We start from the raw sequence: 24,137 nt of genomic DNA, 5'->3' as shown, positions 1-24,137 counted from the left end.
CGAACGTCGGAAGGGTTCCCCATGTCCTTGTCCCGACCTCCCCTCCGCAAGCGCTGGCTGACCCGTGAACCGTCGCGGTCCGCGCGCGCCCGGGTCTTTCTCATTCCCTATTCGGGGTGCGGAGCGAGCATGTACCGGCAGTGGCCCGTGGAGCGGGACGGTGTGGAGTACCTGCCGGTCGAGCTCCCCGGGCACGAGTCGCGGTTCGCCGAGCCCAACTTCACCTCCTACGCGGAACTCGCCGAGCAGATGATCGAGGGGCTGGCGCCCCACCTCGACGTGCCGTTCGGCTTCTTCGGCCACTGCGGTTCGGCGCTGGCGGCGTACGAGACCTCGGTGCAGCTGGTGACGAGGGACGTGGCGACCCCGTCGGCGCTGTTCGTCTCGTCCGAAGTCGCCCCGCAGGACGGACCCGCCGGCAGGTTCCTGCAGATGGACGACCACGAGCTGGGCGCCGAGCTGGAGAAGCTGATCCGCGAACTGGGCGGCACACCGTCCGCCGAGCTGATCGAGTTGTACCTAGAGGTCCTGCGCGCGGATGTGGAGACCAACAAGCGCTACGTCGTGCCCGACCCCTTCCGGCTGCCGTGCCCGATCGTGGCCATCGGCTGGACCGGGGACGAGGAGATCCCGTACGCCACCATGGGCGGCTGGCCGACATGCGGGGAGACGAAGTCGGAACTGCTGGAGGGCAGTCACCATCGGTTCATCGAGGCGCCGTCCGAGCTGCTCGACCTGATGGGCGCGGCACTCGGGGTCGCGTCATGAGCGGCGCCGCGCGGACGGCGACGGCGCGGGAACGGCTCTGGCTGAAGCGGTTCGCCGCGCCCCTGCCCGCCGGGGCGACCAAGCTCCTCTGCTTCCACTACGCCGGCGGGAGCGCGGGGGTCTTCCGCCATTGGGCCGCGCGGCTTCCGTCGGTGGAGGTCATCGGCGTACAGCTTCCCGGGCGCGCGGACCGGTTCCTCGAAGAACGCCATGCCCGGATGGATCCGCTGGTGGAGGAGCTGATCGACGTGCTGGGGCCGTCTTTGGACCAGCCGTTCGCCTGCTACGGATCCAGCATGGGCGCTCGCGTGGCGTGGGCGCTCGCGCACGCCCTGCGCGATCGTGAACTGCCGTTGCCCCGCGCCCTGTTCGTGTCCGCGAGCGGCGGGCCGGCCCTCGACGACGGGAACTGGCTCTGGGAGGACCGCGACGACGGGTTGGAGGGCTATGTGCGGGAGATGGGCGGAACCCCACCGTCCGTGCTGGCGGAAGCGAGCCTGCTGGCCGCTCTGCTGCCCGTCCTGGAGGCGGACCTGTCGGTGCTGAGTACGCATGACTTCCACCCGGACGTGCCGCTCGACCTGCCGATCCACGCCTTCGCCGGGGAGCACGACCCTGAGGCGGGGCCGGAGCACATGCAGGCGTGGCGGGACGAGACGACGGCGGCCTTCTCCATGGAGGTCCTGCCGTGCGGACACTTCTTCGACTCCGCATCCGAGGCCAAGGTGATCGACTCCATCGGCAGAACGCTCGACGGACCCCCGGCCCGCACCCGGCCCTCGGCTCCCTCGGAAGGAACGGGGCCACGGCCGATCGACGAAGGAGTGGCGATATGAGCGACTTGGCATCGCGGATCGCCGCACTGCCGCCGGAGCAGCGGGCCGTGCTTGAGGCGCGGCTGGCAGACCGCGCGGCCGCTCGCGGGGACAGCGCGGGGGGCCGGATCCTGCCCCGCGACCGCTCCGCCCCCACCCCGCTGGGTGTCTCCCAGCACCGGGAGTGGGCGGTCGGACAGATCCGGTCGGTCAACAACATCACCGGCGCCCTGAGGCTGGAAGGCAGCCTCGACCTGAGCCTGCTGAGCAGTGTTCTCACCGACATCGTCGAGCGCCACGAGGTGCTGCGGACGACGATCGACCTGGCCGGGAACGGGACACCGGTCCAGGTCGTCCAGGCGGTGACGCCGGTGCCGACGCCCGTGGTGGACCTGACCCATCTGGCGCCGGCCCGGCACAACGACGAGGTCACGCGGCTCGCCCGACGTGACATGACCCGTCCCTTCGACCCTGCCGATCCGCAGCGCCTGCGGGTGACGCTGCTCAGGCTGGAGACGGAGGTCCATGTCGCGCTGTTCGCGGCCGACCACGCGGCCTCGGACGCCTGGTCGCTGGCGATCATCGTCGAGGAGCTGGCTGCGATGTTCCGCAGCCGTCTCGGCGACGGCCCGGCGGATCTGCCTTCGCTCGATATCCAGTTCGGGGACTTCGCGGCGTGGCAGCGCGAGGAGCGTGACGAGGAGCGGGAGGAGCTCGAAGTCCAGCACTGGCACAAGCAGTTGGAGGGCATGCCAGCCGAGTCCGCGCTGCCGGCCGACCGTCCCGTTCCGGCGCGCCCGACGTATGCGGGCGGGGTGTACGACACGCACCTCCCGCAGGAGCTGGCGGCCGGAGTGCAGCGGTTCGGCGAACAGGAGGGCGCCTCGCTGTTCGGCGTGCTGCTCGCCGCGTGCTCGGTGCTGCTCAACCGGTACTCGGGCGAGGACGACGTCGTCGTCGGCTCGCTCGTGTCGGGACGTACCCGCGGGGAGAGCCAGCGGCTCATCGGCAGCTTCGCCAATCCGCTGCCGCTGCGGGTGCGGATGCACGACGGACTGACGCTCCGTCAAGCCGTACGGGAGGCGCACGCGACGCTGGCGAGCGCGCTCGACCACCAGGACCTCCCTTTCGAGCGGGTCGCCGAGGGCCTCGGTCTCGGTCGTGAGTCGACCCGCACCTCGTTCAGCCGGGTCTGGATCAACGTACTCACCGTGCCCGACATGACCCTGGACCTGCCGGGACTGCGCATCACACCCGTGTCGATCGCCCCGGCCAAGACCTCGGTCGACCTCACCCTCAACGTCACGCCCAACGCGGGGACGCTGCAGATCCAGTGGCACTACATGTCCGAACTCTTCGACTCCGCCACGGTCGCACTGCTCGCCGAGCAGTTCCAGCGGGTGCTCCACCAGCTCGTCACCGCACCCGACACCCCCGTCTGGGCTGTCGAGCTCAGGGCCGGCGCCGCAGGGAGCGAGCCCACGTTCTCCTACGACGTGAGCGGATTCATCGAGCAGTTCCAGCGCAGGGTGCGGCTCGCCCCCTACGCTCCGGCGGTCGTCTGGGACGGAGTCGCGACCAGTTACACCGAGCTCAACCGCCGTGCGAACCGGCTCGCCCACCGGCTGCGGGCCGCAGGAGTCCGGCGGGACGCGCGCGTCGGCGTCCTGGTCGACCGCTCACCGGCCCTGGCCGTGGCGATCCTGGCCGTGCTCAAGGCGCACGGGGCGTATGTGCCCATCGACCCGACGTACCCGCCGGAACGCATGGCGTTCCAGCTCGCCGACGCGGACGTTCGGGTGCTGGTGACAGAGGAGCCGCTGGCGGACAGGCCAGGGACGGGCGCATGGACCACCGTCCTCATGGACGGTGACGACGTACAGGACGGCGACGAGGCCGACCTCGACCTGCCGGATCCGGCATCGGCGGCGTACGTCGTCTACACCTCGGGATCGACCGGCCGGCCCAAGGGCGCCGTGATCGAGCACCGGTCGCTCGCGGTGTTCGCCCGCGACGTGGTGGATCGGCTCGGCCTGGGCACCGGCGACCGGTTCCTGCAGTTCGCCTCCCCGGGCTTCGATGTCCTCGTCGAAGAGCTGTTCCCGACCTGGCTCGCCGGGGGCGCCGTCGTGATGCCGACGAAACACCTGATCAGCGGGGAGGACGACCTCGTCGCGCTGGTCGAGCGGGAGCACCTGACGGTCATGGAGCTGCCCACGGCCTACTGGCACGAGTGGACGCGCGAGATCGACCGGCTCGGCCTTCAGCTCCCGAGGCATCTGCGCCTGGTGATCATCGGGGGTGAGCGGGTCCTGCCCGAGCGCCTCACCATGTGGCGGCGCACCGGCGTGCCCCTCGCCCACGTGTACGGCCTCACCGAGACGACGGTCAGCTCCACCTTCTTCCGGCTGGACCCGGACGACCCGGAGGCGGAGTGGCCTAACCTGCCGATCGGCACCCCGCTTCCGTCGGCCGACCTGCGCATCCTCGACCGGCGGATGCGGCCGGTCCCGGACGGCGGAGTGGGCGAACTCTACATCGCAGGGGTCAGCCTCGCCCGCGGCTACCTGGGCCGTCCGGGCCTCACCGCACAGCGCTTCGTCGCCGACCCGGCGTCGCCGGGCGAGCGGGTCTACCGCACGGGCGACCTGGTGCGGCGCCGCACGGACGGCAACCTTGAGTTCCACTCCCGGGTGGACACGCAGGTCAAGATCCGTGGCTTCCGCGTCGAGCCCACCGAGGTCGAATCGGCCCTCACAGACCATCCCGGGGTCGCGGAGGCCGTGGTGACGGCCCATGAGCCGGCCCCGGGAGACCGCCGGCTGCTGGCCCATGTGGTGCCGTCGGCCGGAATGGCCGGTGTCGCCGCCGGGCTGCGCGACTTCCTCCTCGAACGGCTTCCCTCCTACCTCGTCCCCTCGGCGTTCGTCGAGATGGAGGAGCTGCCGCTCAACGCGAACGGCAAGATCGACCGTGCGCGCTTGCCCGCCCCCAGCCGCGAGGACGCGGTGAGCGCGGCAGGCTTCCGCGCACCGGAGTCGGCGACGGAACAGGCGCTGGCCGGGATCGTCGCCGGTGTCGTGGGCATCGCAGAGATCGGTGTCGACGACAACTTCTTCGAGGTCGGCGGCGACTCGATCCTCGCCATCCAGGTGGTTGCCCAGGCACAGCAGGCGGGGCTGCGGCTGACCCCGTACGACCTCTTCGCGAACCCGTCCGTCGCCCGGCTCGCCGTGGTCGTCGAGGCCGGCCGCACCGTCGACGCCGAGCAGGCGGACGTCACGGGTCCCGCACCCCTTGCACCGACCCAGCACGCCTTCTGCACGGCCGAGTTGACGCAGCCCGCGCAGTGGAACCTCTCGGTGCTGCTCGACCTGGCGGTCGAGGTCGACCCCGAGGTGCTGCGCGCAGCAGTCGAAGCGGTGCTCGGACACCATGACGGGCTGCGACAGCGGCTGCTGCTCGCGGGGGCCCGCACCCGGTCGCGCATCGCCCCGCGCGGTGACGAGACCCCGTTCGCGTACCACGACCTCTCCGACGGCCCGGACCCGGACCTGCGGACCGCTGCGGTCTGTGCGGAGCTGCAGCGCAGCCTCGAACCCGCGGTCGGGCCGATGATCAGGGTCGCGCTGCTGCGAACGGGTCGGGGGCGTGCGGACCAGCTGGCCGTCGTGGTCCACAGGCTGGTGGCCGACACAGCGTCCATGCGGATCCTCCTTGAGGACCTGGAGACCGCGGTGGTGCAGCTGTCGGCCGGTGAGCCGCTGCGGTTCCTGCCGAAGACCACGTCATGGCAGTCCTGGGCACGCAGGCTCGCCTCCCATGCCGCATCGGAGTCCGTACAGGGCCAACGCCCGTACTGGTCCGAGGTGGTGACCGCAGATCCCGGGGAGGAACAGCGCGGACGACTGCCCGGGGACCATCCGGATCAGCGCGGACCCGACACCGAGGCCGGCTCCCGGACCGCCACCGCGCGCCTCGACCCGGCCTCGACCGCGACCCTGCTCGCGGCCCCCGACCGGCTGGCCTGCACCGTCGAGGAACTGCTGCTCGCGGCGCTGGCCCGCACCCTTGAGGAGTGGACCGGCCACGAGCACCACCTCGTCGACGTCGTCCGCCACGACCGGGCGCAGCTGTTCGACGACGTCGACGTCACGCGCACCATCGGCTGGTTCAGCCCCGCCCACCCGCTGCTCCTGCACGCCGCCGGAGAGGAAACACTCCGCACCGTCAAGGAGACGCTGCGCGCCGTGCCCGCGGGCGGAACCGGCTGGCAGCTGCTCAGCCAGGGGCGCGAGCCGCTGCGGGCGGCGCCGGTCGATCTCTCGTTCGCCTACACGGGCAAGGCCGTGGAGCCTGCGTCCGGTACCTTCGCCGTCGCCGCGGAGACCATCGGCGGCGATCGCAGCCCCTCCGAGCTGCGGCCCCATCCGCTCGATGTGCGCGCCGGCGTACGCAACGGCGAACTCGCCGTCTCCTGGGAATACAGCGAACTGCGGCACGACGCCACGACCGTGGAACGTCTCTGCCTGCGCCACACCGCTCACCTTCGCTCACTGATCGGCGCGGCGAACCCGGAGGGCGCGACGGAGGACTTCCCGCTCGCGCGCGTCGACCGGGCCCAGCTCGACGGCCTGCTGGGCAGGCTCGCCGAGAGGCAGGCCGAGTGAGCGCGGAGGACGTGGAGGACGTCTACGAGCTGTCACCACTGCAGCAAGGCATGCTGCTGCACTGCCTCTACGGCGGGGACTCCGACACCTACCTGGCGCAGCACAGTTTCGCCGTCGACGGAACGCTCGACGCACCGGCGTTGGAGACCGCCTGGCAGCAGACCGTGCGCGCACACCCGGCCCTGCGCACGTCCTTCCACTGGGAGGGCATGGACACGCCCCTGCAGGTCGTGCACCGCCACGCGCCCGTTGAACTGCGCCGCCACGACTGGTCCGAACTCGACACGCCCCTGCAGGACGAGAAGGCGGAACAGCTGCTCGCGGCCGAGCGGGCGGCAGGGTTCGACCTCGCGCAAGCACCCCTGCTCCGCCTCGACCTGGTGTGCCTGGGCGCCGACCGGCACCTCGTGGTGTGGACCCACCACATGCTGCCCATCGACGGCTGGTCCGTGCCGCTGGTCATCGGGGAGGTCGTCCACCGCTACCTCAGCCTCACCACAGGGGCACCGCCGCCGGCCCCCGCCCCGCCCTACCGCGACTACATCGCATGGCTCCAGCAGCAGGACCTGGACGCCGCACGGGAGTTCTGGACCGAGACCCTCGGCGACGCCGGTGGATTCAACCGACTGGGTCCTCTGCGGCCGAGTCCGCCGGACGGTCCGCCCTCGGTCATCGACGAGCACAACCTCGTCCTGGGCGAGGAACTGAGCGCCGCGCTGCGCCGGACCGCCGCTCGACACGGGGTCACACCGGGCACCCTGATGCTCGCGGCCTGGGCCCTCGTGGTGGAGTGCTTCAGCGGAGGTTCCGACGTACGGTTCGGCGTGGCCTGCTCCGGCCGGCCCGCGCTGCTGCCGCAGGTGGAGCGGATGGTCGGCAGCTTCGTCAACAGCCTCCCGCTGCAGCTGACGGTCCCCATGGACCGCGAAGTGGGGGAGTGGCTGCGTGAGGTCCAGGCGCTGAACGCGGCGGCCCGCCGCTTCGAGTTCAGTCCGCTCGCCCAGATCAAGTCCTGGGCGAAGGTGACGGCGACCGAGCCGCTGTTCGACAGCCTGCTGGTCCTGGAGAACTACCCCGTGGACTTCGGTGACAGCACCGACGCACAGCAACTGTCGCTGCGCGGGCTGACGGATTTCGAGAAGACCAGCGAACCCCTGACCGTCTTCGTCACCGCGGCGTCCACCTTGCGTGCGCTCTACCACCGCGACCGCATCGGCTCCCGGGACGTTGAGGAGATCCTCGGTGCCTTCCGGACGGCCCTGACGGGGCTGACGCGAGAGGCGAGGACCGGCCCCGTCGCCTCCGGCCTCGCGCGCCTCGGCCAGGCGGACCCAGCGGCGTCCGGGAGCTTCGCCCGCTACGGCGACGGCGGGACGTGCCTGCCCGCACTGGTGCAGCGGTGGGTGGAGCGGACGCCTGACGCGCCCGCTGTGGTGGCGGAGGACGGAGGGCTCAGCTTCGGCGAGCTGTGGGACCGGTCGTGCGCCGTGGCCGCGGCGCTGGCCGACGCGGGGGTGCGGCACGGTTCGACGGTCGGGGTCTGTCTCGAACGCTCTCATGACCTCGTAGTCGCCGTCCTCGGCGCACAGTTGGCGGGCGCGGCGTACCTGCCGCTGGAGCCGACGCTTCCCGAGGCACGCCTGTCGTTCATCGTCGCCGACGCCGGGGCTGAGGTGGTGATCGCACAGCCCGGCCTGATGACGCTCGCACACCGCATCGGCGCGACGCGGGTCGTCAGCCCCCTGCCGCCGAAGGAGCCCGGCACGAGCCGGACACCGGTCCCGATGCAGGGCTCCGACCTCGCGTACGTCATCTACACCTCCGGATCCACCGGCAGCCCGAAGGGCGTCGCGGTCACCCATGAAGCGATTCTCAACCGCCTCCTGTGGGCGCAGGACACCTTCGGTCTGACACCGGACGACCGCGTGCTGCAGAAGACTCCCTTCGGCTTCGACGTCTCGGTGTGGGAACTGTTCTGGCCGTTGATCACCGGCGCGGTCATGGTGCTGGCCCGCCCCGGAGGGCACCAGGACGCCGCCTACCTGGCCGGGATCCTGGCCGACCAACGGGTCACGACAGCCCACTTCGTGCCGTCGATGCTGGAACTGTTCGTCGACGACCCCGCCGCCACCGACCTGCCGGACCTGCGCCGAGTGCTCTGTAGCGGTGAGGCCCTGCCTCACGGCCTCACCCGCCGGTTCGCACAGACACTCCCGCAGGTGGAACTGCACAACCTGTACGGGCCGACCGAGGCCGCGGTGGACGTGACGTGGTGGGACTGCGCCGGCACAGCCCCTCCGGGCGTGGTCCCCATCGGCCGGCCGCTGGCGAACGTACGGGCCCACGTCCTGGACGAACGGCTCGCGGAGGCGCCGCGCTCGGTGCCGGGAGAGCTGTATCTGGGGGGAGTCCAGCTCGCGACCGGTTACGTGGGACGGCCCGGACTCACCGCGGCCACGTTTGTCGCGCACCCGCTGGCGGGCCCCGGCGCACGGCTGTACCGCACCGGCGACAAGGTACGGAGGCTGGCCGACGGCTCCCTGGAGTTCCTCGGCCGCATCGACCACCAAGTGAAGATCAACGGGTATCGGATCGAACTCGGCGAAGTGGAGCACACCCTGGCCGGGCACCGTGCCGTGCGCGAGAGCGCGGTCACGGTCCATGCGCGCGGTGAGCACCGCGAACTCGCGGCGTACGTGACCGCAGCCGACACCGAGGCCGACCGGACGGAGCTGCCCGCGCGGCTGAAGGAACACCTCGCCGACCGGCTGCCGCGCTACATGGTGCCCGCGACGGTGACGGTCCTCGACACGATGCCGTTGAACCGCAACGGAAAGCTCGACCGCTCAAAGCTGCCCGATCCGCGCCGAGAGGTGCAACGGCCGGCCAACCGCCCGTGGAGCGGACCTGAGACCGCGGGTGAGAAGGCGGTCGCCGCCGCCTTCGAGGCCGTGCTCGGGGTGCAGTCGATCGAGCGCGACAGCGACTTCTTCGAGCTCGGCGGTACCTCCTTCGACGCGGTCCGCGCGATCCGGCAGATCGACGGGGCGACGATCCCCCTCATCACCACACACCCGACCGTGCGAGGCCTCGCCGCCGCACTGGAGTCACCGGCCTCCGCCTCGGGCATGCTCCTGAACCTGGCGCCGCCGCAGACGCGGCCCGGAACGAACCTGGTGTGCGTCCCGTTCGGCGGCGGCAGCGCCATCGCCTACCGTGCCCTCGCCGGCCAACTGTCCTCCGATGTCTCGCTCCAGGCGGTGACACTGCCGGGACACGAACCGGGAAGCGACCCTCAACTGCGCTCGGTGGACGCCATCGCCGGCGAGTGCGCCGCGGCCGTGCTGGCGCTGCCACCCGGCCCCGTCGCCGTCTACGGCCACTGCGTGGGCGTGGCGATGGCCGTCGAGGTCGTCCGCCGGGTCGAAGCCGCGGGACGGCCGGTCGAACGGCTGTTCCTGGGAGCCTCGTACCCGTTCTACGAGCCACGCCGCATCGGAGGTGCACTGCAGCGGGTGATGGCGGCTCTGGTGCAGCGTGGGTGGCTGCGGGTCGGTGCGCGGACGGTGGGGACGACCAGGGGGAGCGTGTCCGAGGCCGACGAGGCGGAAGTGCGCTACCTGCGATCCATCGGCGGGTTCGGCACAGAGGTCGACGACGAGACCATCGCGTTCGTGATGCGTGCCTTCCGCCACGACGTGACCGAGGGCGGCCGCTACTTCGCCGACGTGTGGACCCGCGGGACCGAGCCCTGGCTGAGCGAACCCGCAGAACCACCCACACCGCTCTCCGCACCGATCACGTTCATCGCGGGCACCGCCGACCCGATGACCGCCGGATACGGTCGCGGAGTCCGGCTGTGGGACCGGTTCAGCAGCAGCGTCGACCTCGCCGTGATCCCCGAGGGAAGCCACTACTTCCTCCAGGACCAGGCCGAGGCGCTGGCCGGCGTCATCGAGAAATCGCTGGACGCGCACTGCGGCCGCTGCGGGGCGGAGGCGAAAGCCGGCTGAACCGGCCGCCCGCCCGCAGCGGCCGAGGTCAGTGCGCCCGAGCCGTGCGCCAGGTGACCTCGCAGGGCAGAGTGGCGAAGCCACGCTGATGAGGGGTGTGGACACGGCGAGCGCGGTCGACATCGATCTCGTACGAGGACACGACAGCGCCGATCTCCTCCAGCGCGATACGCATCTCAAGCTTGGCGAGCACCGAACCCAGGCAGTGATGCGGCCCGTGCCCGAAGCTGATCATCTTGCTGGTGTCGCGATCCAGATCGAAGCGCTCTGGGTCGGGGAAGATCCGGGGGTCCCGGTTGGCGCACGCGGGCAGGACCGCGATACGGGCACCCGCACGCAGTTGCACACCGTGGAGAACCGTGTCGTCGGTGAGGCGACGGGCGACCATCTGGCTCGCCGAGTCGTAACGCAGCGTCTCGTTCGCCCACTTGTCGGCCCGTCCATTCAGCCCGGCCTGCTGAACCTCACGCGCGAGATGCCCGTGGTACCAGGCGTTGCCGATGGTCTTTCCGGTCGACTCGTTCCCCGCGCCGACCATGACGAACAGGAAGCCGACGATCTCCGAATCGGTCAGACGCCGTCCGTCGACCTCCGCCGCTGTCAGAGTCGATGTCAGATCCTGGCCGGGGCTCTTCCGCAGGTCGGTGACGAGTCCGACGAAGTACTGGGCCATGCGCAGCGCCGCCGCAGTCGCCGTCGGCCCGCGCTGGTCCGACATGTCCTCACGCACGTTCAGCGCGTCCGTGTCCGCGCGGATCAGGTCCCAGTCCCATTCGGGAATACCGAGCATCTCGCACAGGACGTCGTTGGGCAGGGCCGCGGCGTAGTCGGTGGCGAAGTCGAAACGCCGCTGACCGCGCAGGGCCTCCAGCCGCTCGCGGGTGATCGCGCGGATCCGGTCCTCCATCGCAGCCACGTGAGACGGGGTGAACGCACTGGAGACCAGCGTGCGGTAGACGCCGTGGTCGGGTGGGTCCATGGCGAGGAAGAAGCTGGTCTTCGGGGCGTGCGGACCCCACAGTTCCGGCTCCAGCGAGATGCCGAACCGGTTCGAGAACCGCTGCGGCCTGCGCAGCGCGTCCACGACATCGGCGTGGCGGGACAGGGCCCAGAAGTCCCGTTCCTCGTTGCGGTACACCGGAGCGTGCTCCCGCATCCAGGCGTAGAGCGGATACGGGTCCTCATGGATCCGGAAATCGAAGGGGTCGTAGCCGTTCGGGAACGCAGAGGCGGGGGCGTCCGATGCGCCTGCGGCGACCGGGGCGTGGTCCATGCTGGGTTCCTCCTGGTCGATGGTGGTCAAGGACGGGCTACCTCAAGAGCGGACGACCGGCGCACGGTCCGGGGAGGAGCCCGCGGCGTCCGCGCGCGGCTTCGGCACCGCGTCCCCGGCTGCCGGCGCGGTCAGCGGAACGTCGTCGCGCAGCGCGCACAGATCGCGTGAGAGGTAGCCGAGCCGCGCGACGACGAGAACGGCCACCCCGAGCAGCAGGATGAGGAAAGCGGAGCCACGACCGGTACCGACACCGATCACCTCGCCGACCGTGTCGGCCAGGGCGCCGCCCGGACGCAGCAACGGTTCGAAGATCCGCTCGGAAACCGGACCGGCGAGCATGTAGCCCGCGAACAGCACCGTGTTGGTGACCATGTTGAAGGTGGCGAAGGCGCGGCCCTGCATTCCGGGCTCCACCTCGGTCTGCAGAACACTCCGGCTGGTGCCCTCGATGATCATCGTGGAGAACTGGAACCCGAAGGCCGCGATGGCGACCAGGACGATGTTGGGACGCAGAGCCCCCAGACAGAGGAAGAAACCGAGCGGCACCGCCAGCCCCGCGATGCCATGGATCCGCTTCGGCGGCCCACCCCACGCGGCCATGGTGGCACCGCCGAGAAACATGCCGACCCCACCCGCCGACAGCACCACACCCAGCGCCGTCACCGAAGCCATCCCGATCACCAGCGGCGTGAAAAGAACGTCCACGAAGCCGACCGCCAGATTCAGGGCCGCATAGAAGCAGAGCAGCGGAACCAGACCCCGTCGGGTCGTCAGATGCCGCCAGCCCTCACGGATCTCTCCGAAGATCCCAGCTTGCCTCTGCTCCGGCGCGGCGGGCCGGGGGATGCGGATCCGCAGAAGAATGGCGATGTTCAGCAAGAACGTCAGACAGTCGATGGTGAGGATTCCTGGCAGACCGATTGCGACGATCAGCAGCCCGCCGATCGCCGGAGCCACCGTCTGGCTCACGGCAGTCGCCGTCATCACCATCCCGTTGGCGCGCCCCAGTTGATTGCGCGGCGCGAGCTGCGTCACGCTCGCATTCAGCGCGGGCACCAGGAACGCCCCCAGCGCCGAGCGAACGGTGATGGTGATGAAGATGTGCCACGGCTGAAGAACATGCAGGCCGGACAGCACGGCCAGGGACAGACTCGTGCACACCCCCACCATGTCGCTCGCGAGCATCACCGTGCGCCGGTTCCAGCGGTCGACCAGCGCTCCGGCAAAAGGAGAGAGCGCGATCGCGGGCAGCAGCGACAGGATGAATCCGATGGCGAACTGGATCGTCGATCCGGTCTTCAGATAGATCCAGACGGTGAGCGCGAACGCGGTCAGCGCCGTGCCCGTCATGCTGGCGATGTAGCCCCCGCAGAGCACCGTGAACCTTCGCACCGGTCGACCGTCCGATCCCTGCCTGGTTGGCGAGGTAGAGGGCTTGTCTGGACACGTACTCACGCCCATGGTCGGCGAGGTCCCGTCCGGAGTGCATCCCCCGAATTCGGGGACACGGCACCCCCAGGGCATCCGTTCGACAGAGGGGACACAGCCATACCGGGCCCGGAGGCCGGCGGCCCCAGTGCAGGACCGCGAAAGATAACGGGGGACACTTCCCAGGCGTGCGCCGGCCCACCGGTGGTGTGCGGGCCGCGGCGCACGGCGCGCAGCAACCGCAGGGCCTGCCCGAGATCACCGACCGCCGCGCGGTGCCGTCGCAATAGCGGCCCAGGCAGTCCAGCGGCAGGCGCTGGATCTCGGTGTGCGGGCTCCGGACCAGCGGGCCACCAGCAGGGCGGCCCGCTGGAACGGGCAGGCGATCGCGTCGATGGCGGGCATCAGCCGGTCGAGGTCCTGGGCGGGGATGAACCGCGGCACCCTGCGGTACTTCGGTGCGTCGCCGGCACCTACCGCTTCACTCCGAGCCCCGCCCAGATCGGGGTCGCTGAGGCGTCGGGCCCGGCGTCCGGGCTGCCGATCTCCTGGGCGCCCGTGTCGGGCCGCCACTGGTAGGGCGCGACCAGACCTGGATCGAGCAGGTCGGTGCCGTCGAAGAACCGCAGCGTCTCGTCCCGGGTGAAGGGCCGGAGGGACGTGCCCTCAGCCGCGAAATCATCCTCCAGAGTGGCGGAACCCCCCGCGAGCTCCCGTGCGAACACCGATATCAGCAGACAACTACCGACGGGCAGCGCGTCCATCAGGCGCCTGACGACAGCATGCGGCTGCTTCTTCCGGTCTATCCAGTGCAGCAGCAGACCCATCGTCAGGGCGACCGGCTGCCCGAGGTCGAGCGTGCTGCGCGCGGACGTGAGAATGCTGTCCGGGTCGGTGAAGTCGGCCTGGATGTAAGCGGTGCGGCCTGCCGAGCTGCTGACGTGCAGCGCCCGCGAGTGGGCGAGGACGATCGGATCGTTGTCGGTGTACACGACCCGGGATTCCGGTGCTGTCTCCTGCGCGACCTCGTGCAGGTTGGGCGACGTCGGTATGCCGGTGCCGATGTCGAGGAACTGCCGGATGCCCGCCTCGCCGGCGAGGTATCGCACGGCACGCAGGACGAACTCCCTGTTGGTCCGCGCTGCCAGCTGCGCCGACGGCATCTTCTCCACCACCGTCGCGGCCATGGCCCGGTCGGCGGGGTAGTTCGTCTTGCCGCCCAGGAAGACATCGTAGATACGGGCTGGATGGGCCCTGTCGGTACGCAAGTCGATCGGCCCACGCGCGCCCGTACTGCTCATCCACTCATCCGGTGACGACAACGGAATCTCTCCCTCGGCTCTCAACGCTTCAGGAACGATAGTGAACTTGATCCATCGGCATGTCCAACACAGCTTGCTGAGGCCACCACATGGACGAGCAGATCGTCGCGTTCGGCGGGGCACCGGCGAACCGGGTGGGGCGGCGCCCGGATCGGGGGTGGTGCCGGCACCACCCCCGATCCGGGGTCCAGGGCTCCTGTCCCGCGGCGTCTTCCGGAGCAGGATCTCCCTTGTGACCGACGACCGGTCCGGCAGACCACTGCCGGACGGCGACGATGAAGGGGGAGAGCCGGATGGCCAGTCATACGCGGCGGAGGATTCTGCAGGGTGCGGCGCTCACGGCGGCGGGGAGCGTGGTCGGGGGCCTGGGGCTCGGCCCCTGCGTCTCGTCGGCGGCGGCCGCGGGGACGGGCCCCGGAGAGGGCGCGACGTCGTTCCCCTTCCTGGAGGGGGCGTTCGCGCCGGTCACCGAGGAACTGACCGAGTTCGACCTGAAGGTGACCGGCCGGGTGCCGCGCGACCTCGACGGCCGCTTCCTGCGCACCGGGCCGAACGCGCTCGGCATCGAGGACCCGCGGGCACACCACTGGATGCTGGGCGACGGCATGATCCACGGAGTGCGGCTGCGCGACGGGCGGGCCGAGTGGTACCGCAACCGGTGGGTGCGCTCCTCGCAGGTGGCGAAGAAGCTGGGGGAGAAGTACCCGGGTGAGGTCCCGCCCGACGACTTCGCCGCCAACACGCACGTCATCCCGTACAAGGGACGCATCCTGGCGCTCCAGGAGAGCGGACCGCTGCCGTACGAGATGGACGGCGAGCTGAACACGGTGCGCCCGTACGACTTCCGCTCCACGCTGGAGGGCGCGTTCACCGCGCACACGAAGTACGATCCGGCGGCCGACGAGCTGCACGCCGTGGCGTACTACCCGACGTGGGACCACGTACGGCACATCATGATCGACCGGACCGGCCGGGTGGCGCGGTCCACCAGGATCCCGGTCGCCGGCGCGCCGATGATGCACGACTTCGCGCTCACTCAGAAGTACGTGGTGATCGTGGACGTACCGGTCACGTTCGACATGGCGGCCGCCCAGGCGGGCGCGGCTGTGCCCTACATCTGGAACGACAAGCACCCGATGCGGGTCGGGGTGATGCCGCGGACGGGCGGTGCCACCCGGTGGTTCGAGGTCGACCCGTTCTACTACGCGCACACGCTGAACGCCTACGACCAGGGCGACAGCGTGGTGGTGGAGTTCACCTCCATGCCCGCCCCGTTCTACGCGGCCGGCCGGGGCAACGGCGGACCCTCCACGAACGGAACGCCGACGCTCGACCGGTGGACGATCGACCTCAGCACCGGCCGCGCCGCCTCAACCAGGCTGGACGACCGGCCGCAGGAGTTCCCCCGGATCAACGAATCGCTGGTGTCCCGACGGCACCGCTTCGCCTACACGGCCAGCGCCGCCGAGATGTGGGTCGCGTACGAGACGGTCGACGGGGCCGCGCCGGATGACACGTTCACCAACTGCGTCCTGAAGCACGACATGCTGCGCGGCAGCACGCAGGTGCACCGCTTCCCGAAGGGCGCGGCTGCCGGCGAACCGGTGTTCGTGCCGCGCCGGGGCGCACGGGACGAGGACGACGGGTACGTCGTGGCCTATGTGAACGACCCGGAGCGCGGGGCCACCGACCTGGTGATCCTCTCGGCGCAGGACTTCACAGGTCACCCGCTGGCCCGTATCCATCTGCCGGGCCGGGTGCCGCTCGGCTTCCACGGCAGCTGGGTGGCGGACGCCTGACGGACTCCACGGCCCGGAGGACGTGCGCCGCTCGGCGTCGTCAGGACCGTACGGTCGAGTGGAACGTCACCACAGGTCAGGTGTCGCCGAAACAGGTCAGGTGTCGCCGAACGGCAGACTCGCCACCGTGGCAAGGAAGTTGCGCACCGACGGGGCGTCCTGTCGGTCCGCGCGGCAGACCGCGGAGACCGTGGAGTACGCGGGCGGGTCCGTCAACGGCACGTACCGCAGGGCCGGGAGCCGGAGCACGCGCAGACAGTCCGGAACGATCGTCACCCCCGTGTTGGCGGCGACGAGACCGAGCAGGGTGGGGAACTGCACTGCTTCCTGCGCGGCCTCGAGCCGCAGCCCGGCGTGGTGGCACAGCGCCGCGATGTGGTCGTACAGCCGTGACACCTGGTGCCGGGGAAAGGTGAGGAAGCGCTCTCCCGCCAGGTCGGCCAGCTCGACGGCGCTCCGGCCGGCGAGCCGGTGGGACTCGTGGACGGCGACGATCAGCCGTTCGCGGTGGATGCGCCGGACGACCAGCCCGGCCGCCGTATCCACCTCGCGGGCGATCCCGACGTCGAGGCGCCCCTCGCTGATCGACTCCAGCTGCGCGTCGGTGGTGGCTTCGGCCAGTTCGAGGTGGAGACCCGGCCAGGACTGCTGCATGGCCAGCACGCTGCGCGGAACGATGCTCAGCGCGGCCGAGCTGACGAAGCCGATCCGCAGCAGGCCGATGTCGCCGTGCGCGGCGTGTCCGACGGCGGACAGCGCGTGGTCGGCCTCGGCCAGCACCCGGCGCCCCTGGGCCAGCAGTACGCGGCCGGCCTCGGTCAGCTCCACACTGCGGGTCGTCCGGCGGAACAGCGGCGTCCGCAGTTCCTTCTCGAACTTGCTGATCTGCTGGCTCAGAGCGGGCTGCGCTAGATGCAGCCGCTCGGCAGCACGGCGGAAGTTCATTTCCGTGGCGACGGCAATGAAGTACCGGAGTTGGCGGAGCTCCATGCGATTGATACTTGCAGCTTATTAATTCAATGACAATAGATACTTCTCTCGTGTCCGGCGACTGCTTAACGTTTAACGCGAAGCCGCAGTCGAACACCGAGGAGCGCCGCTGTGCCGGACATTGCGAACACCCCTGACCGACCGACGGAGCTGCGGCACCTCATCGCGGGGGAGTGGGTGGACGGTGAGGGGGCCGAGGCCCGCAGCCTCGACCCCGCCCACCCGGACCGTGCCGTCGCCGTCTACCGGACAGCCGGTGAGAAGCTCCTGGACCGGGCGGTCACCGCCGCCCAGGAGGCCCAGCCGGACTGGTCGGCGCAGGGGCTGATCCAGCGCGGCCTGGTCCTGCGCCGGGCGGCCGGGCTGCTCGCGGACCGGGCCGAGGAGATCGCGCTGCTGATGACGCGGGAGGAGGGCAAGACGCTCCCGGAGTCGCGCGCCGAGGTCGGCGCCTCGGTCGAGACCCTCCACTACCACGCCTCCCGGGCCCGCGCGGCGGACGGCGCCACCTACCCGTCGGGCCATCCCGACGAGGTCATCCGCACCCTCAGGCGCCCCCTCGGCACCGTCGCGGCGATCACGCCGTGGAACTTCCCTCTGCAGATCCCGGCGTGGAAGATCGCTCCCGCCCTGCTGTGGGGCAACGCGGTCATCTGGAAGCCGGCCAGCGACACCGTCGCCGTGGCAGCCGCCTTCGCCCAGGTGCTGGCGGACGCGGGAGTGCCCGCGGGCGTGCTCGGCCTCCTCCTCGCGCCCGGCAGCGTCGGCGCGGCGCTGGTGGCCCGCGAAGAGGTCGCGGGGGTGACCTTCACCGGTTCGGTGGCGGTCGGCCGGTCCATCCAGGCGGCAGCGGTCCCACGCGGGGCCAAGGTCCAGATGGAACTGGGCGGGCACAACGCGGCCATCGTGCTGCCCGACGCCGACCCGGCCGTGGCCGCCGCGGACCTGGTGGCGGGCGCGATGGGATCCACCGGCCAGAAGTGCACCGGCACCCGCCGGATCATCGCCGTCGGAGAGGCGTACGACGCCCTGCTGCCCGAACTGAAGCACCGGATCGAGGCCCTGGTCGTCGGCGACGGCCTGGACGACGGTGTGGGCATCGGCCCGCTGGTCTCCGTCCGGGCACGGCAGGAGGTCGAAGCGGCGGTCGAGCAGGCCCTGTCCGAAGGCGCCCAGGTGCTGGCGCGCGCCGGTGCCGGTCCCGGCACCGACGCAGACTGCTTCTACGCTCCCACCCTGCTCGCCGGACACCCCGGCCTGACGATCTGCCACGAGGAGGTATTCGGCCCGGTCACCACCCTGGTGCGCGCAGCTGATCTGGACGAGGCGATCCGGATCGCGAACGGGACCCGGTTCGGCCTCACGGCAGCCGTGTTCACCTGCGACGAGCGGGCCGTACGGCGCTGCGTCGAAGAGCTCGACGCCGGGCTGGTGAAGGCGAACGCGCCCACCACCGGATCGGAGCTGCACGCGCCGTTCGGCGGACTCAAGGACTCCTCCTTCCCGGCGCCCCGCGAGCAGAACGGTGACAGCGGCGCGGAGTTCTTCACCTGGTCCAAGACGGCGTACCTGCGTACCGGCACCCCGGCCCGGAGCCGGTCGTGACAGCCGGGCCGGGGCTGCGGCCCACCGAACGGCTCCGCCGGGCCCAGCAGTTCGCGCGCCCGGCCGACCAGGTCCTCGATCCGGAGGAGCTGGGGTCCTCCCGCCACACCCGGCACAGCTTCGCGCGGTCCTTCCTCCGCACCGCCGCCGCGCAGCGCTGGACCGTGACCCGCGAGACCTGGGACATCGACGCGCAGGGCAGGGGCGAAGCCGTCTACCGGATCGACGCCGACGGCCATGAGCTGAGGTTCGCCGCCTTCTCCACGGTGCTGCCCGACGGGCAGCGTACGGACAGGGTCGTCGCCGAGGCGTGGGACGTCACCGCGGCCCTGGTCGAAGGCCCCTGGAACGAGGCCCGGCGGTCGGAACTGCGCGCGCAGGTGCCGGGGCAGGAGACGGGCCGCGCCGACGCCGCGACTCTGGTGTGGACGCGGGCCAACCGCAGCAGACGGTTCTTCGACTACGTGGTGGACCGGCTCGCCGAGGGGCGGCAGCCCGATCCGGCCGAACTGGGCGACGCCGCGTATGTGCTGCGGAGCACGGCCTTCTACAGCAACGGCAAGTTCGGACTCGCCGACTTCGGCCGGCTGCGCCCCGGCCACCCGCTGCGGCTGCCGTACCGGTCGCAGATGCTGACCGCATGGCTGCTGCGCGAGCTCAGCTACGACCTGGTCGAGCACTGCGCGGCGGCGAAGAGCCCGCACGCCGTGGCACTGGACGGGGACTGGCGGCGCTTCCTGGGGCTCGGCAACGCCACCGGGCTCGGCATGGTCCCCTACGTGATCAACCACCCGCAGGTGCTGGACGCGTGGTGCGCGGTGCGCGAACTCCCGCTCGCGTACGCCCTCCAGCAGACCACATCACCGCAGGACGCGCGGACGGAGCGGGTACGCCTGCTGCTCGACCGGGCGCGGGAGTACTACCGCGAACGCGACACCCTGGCCACCGCGCCCTATCTCCCCGGCCCACAACTGGCCGGCCGGCTCGACAAGGTGATGGAGCTGCTCGACGGATACCTCGCCACCGGGCTGGTCCTGGGCGAGCGGACCGACCGGGCCTGGCACGCCCTGCACACGGCGGCCGGGGAGATCGGCCTCGAAGCGCGCGGTGTGGTCGACTCGGTGCTCGTCGAGGTCTACGACGACCTCGACACGGACATCGACGCACTGCTCCGCTGCGACCAGACCCTCCAGGTGGCGCCCGCCCAGACCTGCGGGGAGCTCAGGACCGAGGTGCTCGAACGCTACGGCTGGGTGCGCCGGTTCGACTTCGGTGATCCCGCCCAGCAGGCGCACTTCTGGTTCTCGTCCCAGGACAACGAAGAACCCCGGCGCGGCCGGCGCGGCGTCGATCCGGGCGAGGAGGTGGAGCACCCGGTCGACATCGCCCGCGCGGTGACCGCGCTGCTCGGCGACCTGGAGAGCGCGGACGACGGTCAACTCGTCGGCGAATTCCTGCTTTCGCACCCATGGCACCGCGGAGCGGCCGCCCGTGTTCAGTCGCTGGCGGGGCTTCCCTACGCCGAAGTCCGGGCCAATCTGCTCGCCGCGAACTTTCTGCCCCTGCACCTGCAACGCTTCCAGCTCGCCCTGTACGGCATGGACAACTACAGCCCCCAGTCCACCGACTGGCTCCGGGTCACGCTGTTCTCCGGCGCCCCGCGGGTGGCCGACATCGCGGCCGGAACCGACCATGACTGGTTCTTCGTTCGCAAACCCCGAAAGGACGCACGGTGAGTTCGCTCGCTCATGAGGACCTGGTCGTCGTGGACGGCCTGGAGATCAACAACTGGGACCGGAAGGTGCTCGAAGAGCTCCGTACCGGCGGCGTCAGCGGTGTGAACGCCACCTGCGCCGTATGGGAGGGGCCGGGCGAGACCATCCGTGCGATCGGCGACTGGTACCAGCTGGCCAGGGACAACGACGACGTGGTCGTGCTCGCCGGGACAGCCGCAGAGATACGTGCCGCGAAGGCCGAAGGCAAGGTGGCGGTGCTGCTGGGTTTCCAGAACACTTCGCCCTTCGGCGACGACTACCGTCTTGTGGAGGTGTTCCACCGGCTCGGGGTACGCGTCGGACAGCTCACCTACAACATCCAGAACCTGGTCGGCGGTGCCTGCTACGACGCCCACGACTCCGGGCTGACCGCCTTCGGCCGCCACATCGTGGACGAGATGAACCGGGTCGGGATGCTCATCGACCTCTCGCATGTGGGCAACCGGACCTCGCGGGACGCCATTGAGGCATCCGCGGGGCCGGTGGCCATCACGCACTCCAACCCGACGTGGTTCTTCGACCACCCCAGGAACAAGCCGGCCGAAGTCATCGGGGCCCTGGCCGACCGTGGCGGGGTCATCGGATGCTGCCTCTACCCCAATGTGCTGGGCGGTGAGCTGACCACCCGTGACCAGTTCTGCTCGATGGTGGCGCGGCTGGTCGACGAGATCGGTCCGGATCATGTGGCCATCGGCAGCGACTGCACGCGGAACTGGTCGCAGGACTTCGTGGCCTGGCTGCGCAACGGACGCTGGAGGCCCGCTGCGGCCAACCCGGTCGAACCCGAATGGCCCGTGTGGCCGCAGTGGTTCGGCGGCCCCGAGGACTTTCCCGCCGTCACCGAGGGTCTGCTCTCGGCGGGCCTCGACGACGCCACCGTCACGAAGGTGATGGGCGAGAACTGGCTCCGGCTCTTCACAGAAGTCTTCGACACCACGGACCCACGATGACCGGCGGACGGACCATGAGCGGCGGACCCACGATTGCAGGCGGACGCACCGGTGCCGGCACGGACACCGGCCGGACCGGCAGCGGCTTCCGGGTGGCGGTACGGGAGATCCGCGAGGCGGCCTTCCGCGCGGTCGTCGCCGCCGGAGCCTCCAGCGGAGAAGCCGCGACGACCGCGGACCTCGTCGTACTCGGCGAGGTCCTGGACGGAGCGGGCGTCCTCGCGCTGGCCGGTGAGCTCGACCGCGTCCCGCGAGGCCGGCAACCGGTCTCATGCTCCGGCGGCAGCCACCTGGTACGCCACGATCCGGTCGTACTCCACGATCCGGCGCGCCGCGGGCCCCTGTTGCTGGGGCCTTCGGCGGCGGACCTCGCAGCGGCGGGCCCGCGCCCGGTCCTGCTGCCCGGAGTGTGGACCCCGTCGGTGGAGTGGATCCTCGTCAGCGCCGCGGCCCGGACCGGAACCCCGCTCCTGGCCACCCGGATACGCGCGGACGGCTCACCCGGAAGCTGCGTACTGGCCACCGCCGACAGCACGGTGTACCGGGCTCCCAGCCCCGGCGCCTTCGGCACCCGGCACACTGCTGACGCCCCGATCCGGCCCGCCGATGGCATCCTGCTGAGCCGCTGGAACGGGGACACCGGGACGCCGGATCTGCCACCGGCCCGCACCCCGGCGCACCACCACGAGCGCTTCGCCACAGCCATGACGCACGGTCTGCGGGTCGACCCCGGACCGTGGGCGACGGTCCACGGCGCCGCACGGCGCTACCTGGTTCCCGAACGCCCTGAATCCCCGCAACCCTGAACCCCGCACCGCAGAGGAAGTCCACCGATGCCGACTCTCTTCCCCCACCCCGACGGCAGGCCCCGGCCCTACTCCGCCGCAGCCCTCCACAACGGCACCCTCTGGGCCTGCGGCCAGGTCCCCGTCACCCCCGAAGGCGACACGCCGCACGACATCGGCGACCAGGTCCGGCTGGCCCTGGACAACCTGGAGACCGTGCTGACCGCAGCCGGCGGTGGCCTGGACACCCTGCTCAAAGTCACCGTGTACCTGGCCGACCTCGCCGAGTTCGACCACTACAACTCCGCCTACCTCGACCGCCTGGCGGACGTCGAGCTGCCGCCCCGTACGACGGTGCAGGTCGCGGCCTTCCGCGGCGCCAAACGGGTCGAGATCGACGCGGTGGCGGCCCTCGTCCCCGGCCCGTAGCGGCTCCGGCGTACGTACACCCTGCCGGGCCCCCCGGCGGACCGGGGCGCATCCGGTCACCCCCCCCGTGCCACGCGGTCCCTGCCGCCACGGCAACCCCCAGCGCTCGCCTCGTGCGGAGACGCTTCCCGTGCTCCCGAACCCTCGATGGGACGGATCCGATGGACGTCGATACACCCGCCTCAGCCGGCCGGCGGGCCGGCTCGTCGCTCGACACCGCGCAGCTCAACACATTCCACGTCAAACTCGCGCTGGTCTCCTCCGGAGGGCCGTTCCTCGACGGCTACATCCTCGGCATCATCGGCATCGCCATGGTGCAGATACAGACCCAGTGGAGAATGAGCATCCTCTGGTCCGGACTGATCGGAGCATCCGCACTGATCGGGGTCTTCGTCGGCGGAGCGGTGTTCGGAGCGGTCACCGACCGCATCGGGCGCAAGTTGATGTTCATGATCGACCTGATCGCCATCATCGTCTGCTCCGTACTGCAGTTCTTCGTCACCAACGAGATCGAACTCTTCGTGCTGCGGCTGCTCATCGGGATCGCCGTCGGCGCGGACTACCCGATCGCCACCTCCCTGGTGACCGAGTTCGCCCCCAAGGCATGGCGCGCGAAACTCCTCGGCGGGCTGAACGCCATGTGGTTCGTGGGCGCGACAGTCGCCGCGTTCGTCGGGTACCTCCTGCTGAGCTCGCCCGACGGCTGGAAGTGGATGCTGGCGTCGTCGGCGATTCCCGCGGCCGTCATCGTCTGCGCACGGGCCCGCATCCCGGAGTCCCCCCGCTGGCTGCACAGCAAGGGCCGTACGCAGGAGGCCGTCGACGTACTCCGGCAGACCGTGGCCGAACACGCCACGCTCGCAGACCTCCCCGAGGAGGAGGGCGCCGTCCCGATGCGCGCTCTGCTGACCGGCGGCTATCTGAAACGCGTCGTCTTCATCTCGGTCTTCTGGACCTGCACCATCGTCACCCTCTTCGCCATCTACGCCTTCGGGCCACAGGTACTCGCGCTGTTCAACCTGAACGGCGGCGACGAGGCGAATCTCGGCTACGGCCTGATCAACCTGTTCTTCCTGATCGGCAATGTCGTGGCCCTTCTGCTCGTCGACAGGCTGGGCCGCCGCCCCGTCCTCATCGGAGGGTTCGCGGTCTCCGCGCTCGGCCTGCTCTACCTGGCGGTCGCACCGGACTCCGGTCTGTGGATGGTCGCGTTCGCGTTCGCGGTGTACGCGGTTTTCAACGGCGGGCCGTCGATCCTCGAATGGATCTATCCCAACGAACTGTTCCCCACCGAGGTCCGCGCCACCGCGGTCGGTCTGTGTACGGGGATCAGCCGGATCGGCTCGGCCATCGGCACCTTCGCCACTCCGTGGTCCCTGGCCTCGCTCGGACTGAGCGCCACGATGTACATCGCGGCGGGCATCGCGCTCGTCGGCGCTCTCGTCAGCTTCTTCATGGCGCCGGAGACCAAGAACAAGGACCTGCACGTGACGTCTGCCCTGACGTGACGCA

General features: G+C 70.6%; 16 protein-coding genes. 11 read left to right on the top strand and 5 right to left on the bottom strand.

The features are described 5' to 3' along the window. Nucleotides 1-21: 21 nt before the first annotated feature. The 4 genes from OG385_RS34400 to OG385_RS34385 are packed head-to-tail and all read left to right on the top strand — an operon-like array spanning nucleotide 22 to nucleotide 10,266. Nucleotides 22-768, top strand: a complete 747-nt coding sequence (locus OG385_RS34400) for a thioesterase II family protein (protein WP_266861796.1) — start codon at nucleotides 22-24, stop codon at nucleotides 766-768. After that, nucleotides 765-1,604 (top strand): thioesterase II family protein, encoded by an 840-nt coding sequence (locus OG385_RS34395; RefSeq protein WP_266861794.1) that lies wholly within the window; start codon nucleotides 765-767, stop codon nucleotides 1,602-1,604. Before OG385_RS34400 ends, OG385_RS34395 begins: the two co-directional genes overlap by 4 nt. Further along, on the top strand, nucleotides 1,601-6,253 hold the full coding sequence (locus OG385_RS34390; RefSeq protein ID WP_266861792.1) for a non-ribosomal peptide synthetase: 4,653 nt from the start codon (nucleotides 1,601-1,603) through the stop codon (nucleotides 6,251-6,253). The genes OG385_RS34395 and OG385_RS34390 overlap by 4 nt, the downstream gene beginning before the upstream one ends. Continuing rightward, nucleotides 6,250-10,266, top strand: a complete 4,017-nt coding sequence (locus OG385_RS34385) for an amino acid adenylation domain-containing protein (protein ID WP_266861790.1) — start codon at nucleotides 6,250-6,252, stop codon at nucleotides 10,264-10,266. The genes OG385_RS34390 and OG385_RS34385 overlap by 4 nt, the downstream gene beginning before the upstream one ends. 28 nt (nucleotides 10,267-10,294) lie before the next feature. Here the strand turns inward: OG385_RS34385 and OG385_RS34380 are convergent, their stop codons facing one another. The 4 genes from OG385_RS34380 to OG385_RS34365 form a co-directional block, all read right to left on the bottom strand. Then, on the bottom strand, nucleotides 10,295-11,569 hold the full coding sequence (locus OG385_RS34380) for a cytochrome P450 (protein WP_266861788.1): 1,275 nt from the start codon (nucleotides 11,567-11,569) through the stop codon (nucleotides 10,295-10,297). 12 nt (nucleotides 11,570-11,581) lie between these two features. Further along, nucleotides 11,582-12,934 carry an MFS transporter gene (locus OG385_RS34375; protein WP_266861786.1) on the bottom strand — a complete coding sequence of 451 codons (1,353 nt, stop codon included), beginning with the start codon at nucleotides 12,932-12,934 and terminating at the stop codon, nucleotides 11,582-11,584. 294 nt (nucleotides 12,935-13,228) lie between these two features. Further along, nucleotides 13,229-13,414 (bottom strand): hypothetical protein, encoded by a 186-nt coding sequence (locus OG385_RS34370; protein ID WP_266861784.1) that lies wholly within the window; start codon nucleotides 13,412-13,414, stop codon nucleotides 13,229-13,231. A gap of 29 nt (nucleotides 13,415-13,443) precedes the next feature. After that, on the bottom strand, nucleotides 13,444-14,271 hold the full coding sequence (locus OG385_RS34365; RefSeq protein ID WP_266861782.1) for an SAM-dependent methyltransferase: 828 nt from the start codon (nucleotides 14,269-14,271) through the stop codon (nucleotides 13,444-13,446). Between the two features lie 314 nt (nucleotides 14,272-14,585). Between OG385_RS34365 and OG385_RS34360 the strand changes: the two genes are divergently transcribed. Next, on the top strand, nucleotides 14,586-16,091 hold the full coding sequence (locus tag OG385_RS34360; protein WP_266861779.1) for a carotenoid oxygenase family protein: 1,506 nt from the start codon (nucleotides 14,586-14,588) through the stop codon (nucleotides 16,089-16,091). 96 nt (nucleotides 16,092-16,187) lie between these two features. On the opposite strand, the gene OG385_RS34355 is transcribed toward OG385_RS34360, so the two are convergent. Beyond that, nucleotides 16,188-17,081, bottom strand: a complete 894-nt coding sequence (locus OG385_RS34355; RefSeq protein WP_266861777.1) for a LysR family transcriptional regulator — start codon at nucleotides 17,079-17,081, stop codon at nucleotides 16,188-16,190. A 111-nt stretch (nucleotides 17,082-17,192) separates the two neighbouring features. On the opposite strand from OG385_RS34355, the gene OG385_RS34350 reads away from it, so the two are divergent. The 6 genes from OG385_RS34350 (at nucleotide 17,193) to OG385_RS34325 (ending at nucleotide 24,133) form a co-directional block, all read left to right on the top strand. Next, complete coding sequence (locus OG385_RS34350; RefSeq protein ID WP_266861776.1) at nucleotides 17,193-18,686, top strand: aldehyde dehydrogenase family protein; 1,494 nt, start codon at nucleotides 17,193-17,195, stop codon at nucleotides 18,684-18,686. Continuing rightward, the gene (locus tag OG385_RS34345; protein WP_266861774.1) at nucleotides 18,683-20,422 is read left to right on the top strand and encodes a hypothetical protein; all 1,740 of its coding nucleotides are present in this window, start codon (nucleotides 18,683-18,685) and stop codon (nucleotides 20,420-20,422) included. Before OG385_RS34350 ends, OG385_RS34345 begins: the two co-directional genes overlap by 4 nt. Beyond that, on the top strand, nucleotides 20,419-21,411 hold the full coding sequence (locus OG385_RS34340) for a membrane dipeptidase (RefSeq protein WP_266861772.1): 993 nt from the start codon (nucleotides 20,419-20,421) through the stop codon (nucleotides 21,409-21,411). Before OG385_RS34345 ends, OG385_RS34340 begins: the two co-directional genes overlap by 4 nt. Nucleotides 21,412-21,425: 14 nt before the next feature. Then, the gene (locus OG385_RS34335) at nucleotides 21,426-22,217 is read left to right on the top strand and encodes a hypothetical protein (RefSeq protein ID WP_266861770.1); all 792 of its coding nucleotides are present in this window, start codon (nucleotides 21,426-21,428) and stop codon (nucleotides 22,215-22,217) included. 27 nt (nucleotides 22,218-22,244) lie between these two features. Further along, nucleotides 22,245-22,625: a RidA family protein gene (locus tag OG385_RS34330; protein WP_266861768.1), complete on the top strand. Its 381-nt coding sequence runs from the start codon at nucleotides 22,245-22,247 to the stop codon at nucleotides 22,623-22,625. Nucleotides 22,626-22,786: 161 nt separating this feature from the next. Beyond that, nucleotides 22,787-24,133, top strand: a complete 1,347-nt coding sequence (locus tag OG385_RS34325) for an MFS transporter (RefSeq protein WP_266861767.1) — start codon at nucleotides 22,787-22,789, stop codon at nucleotides 24,131-24,133. Nucleotides 24,134-24,137: the final 4 nt, after the last annotated feature.

The sequence above is a fragment of the Streptomyces sp. NBC_01306 genome (assembly GCF_026340465.1).
In the GTDB taxonomy this organism is placed as follows: domain Bacteria; phylum Actinomycetota; class Actinomycetes; order Streptomycetales; family Streptomycetaceae; genus Streptomyces.
The sequence above is the reverse complement of the archived record's forward strand: the minus strand, read 5'-3'. Positions and strand labels throughout refer to the sequence as shown.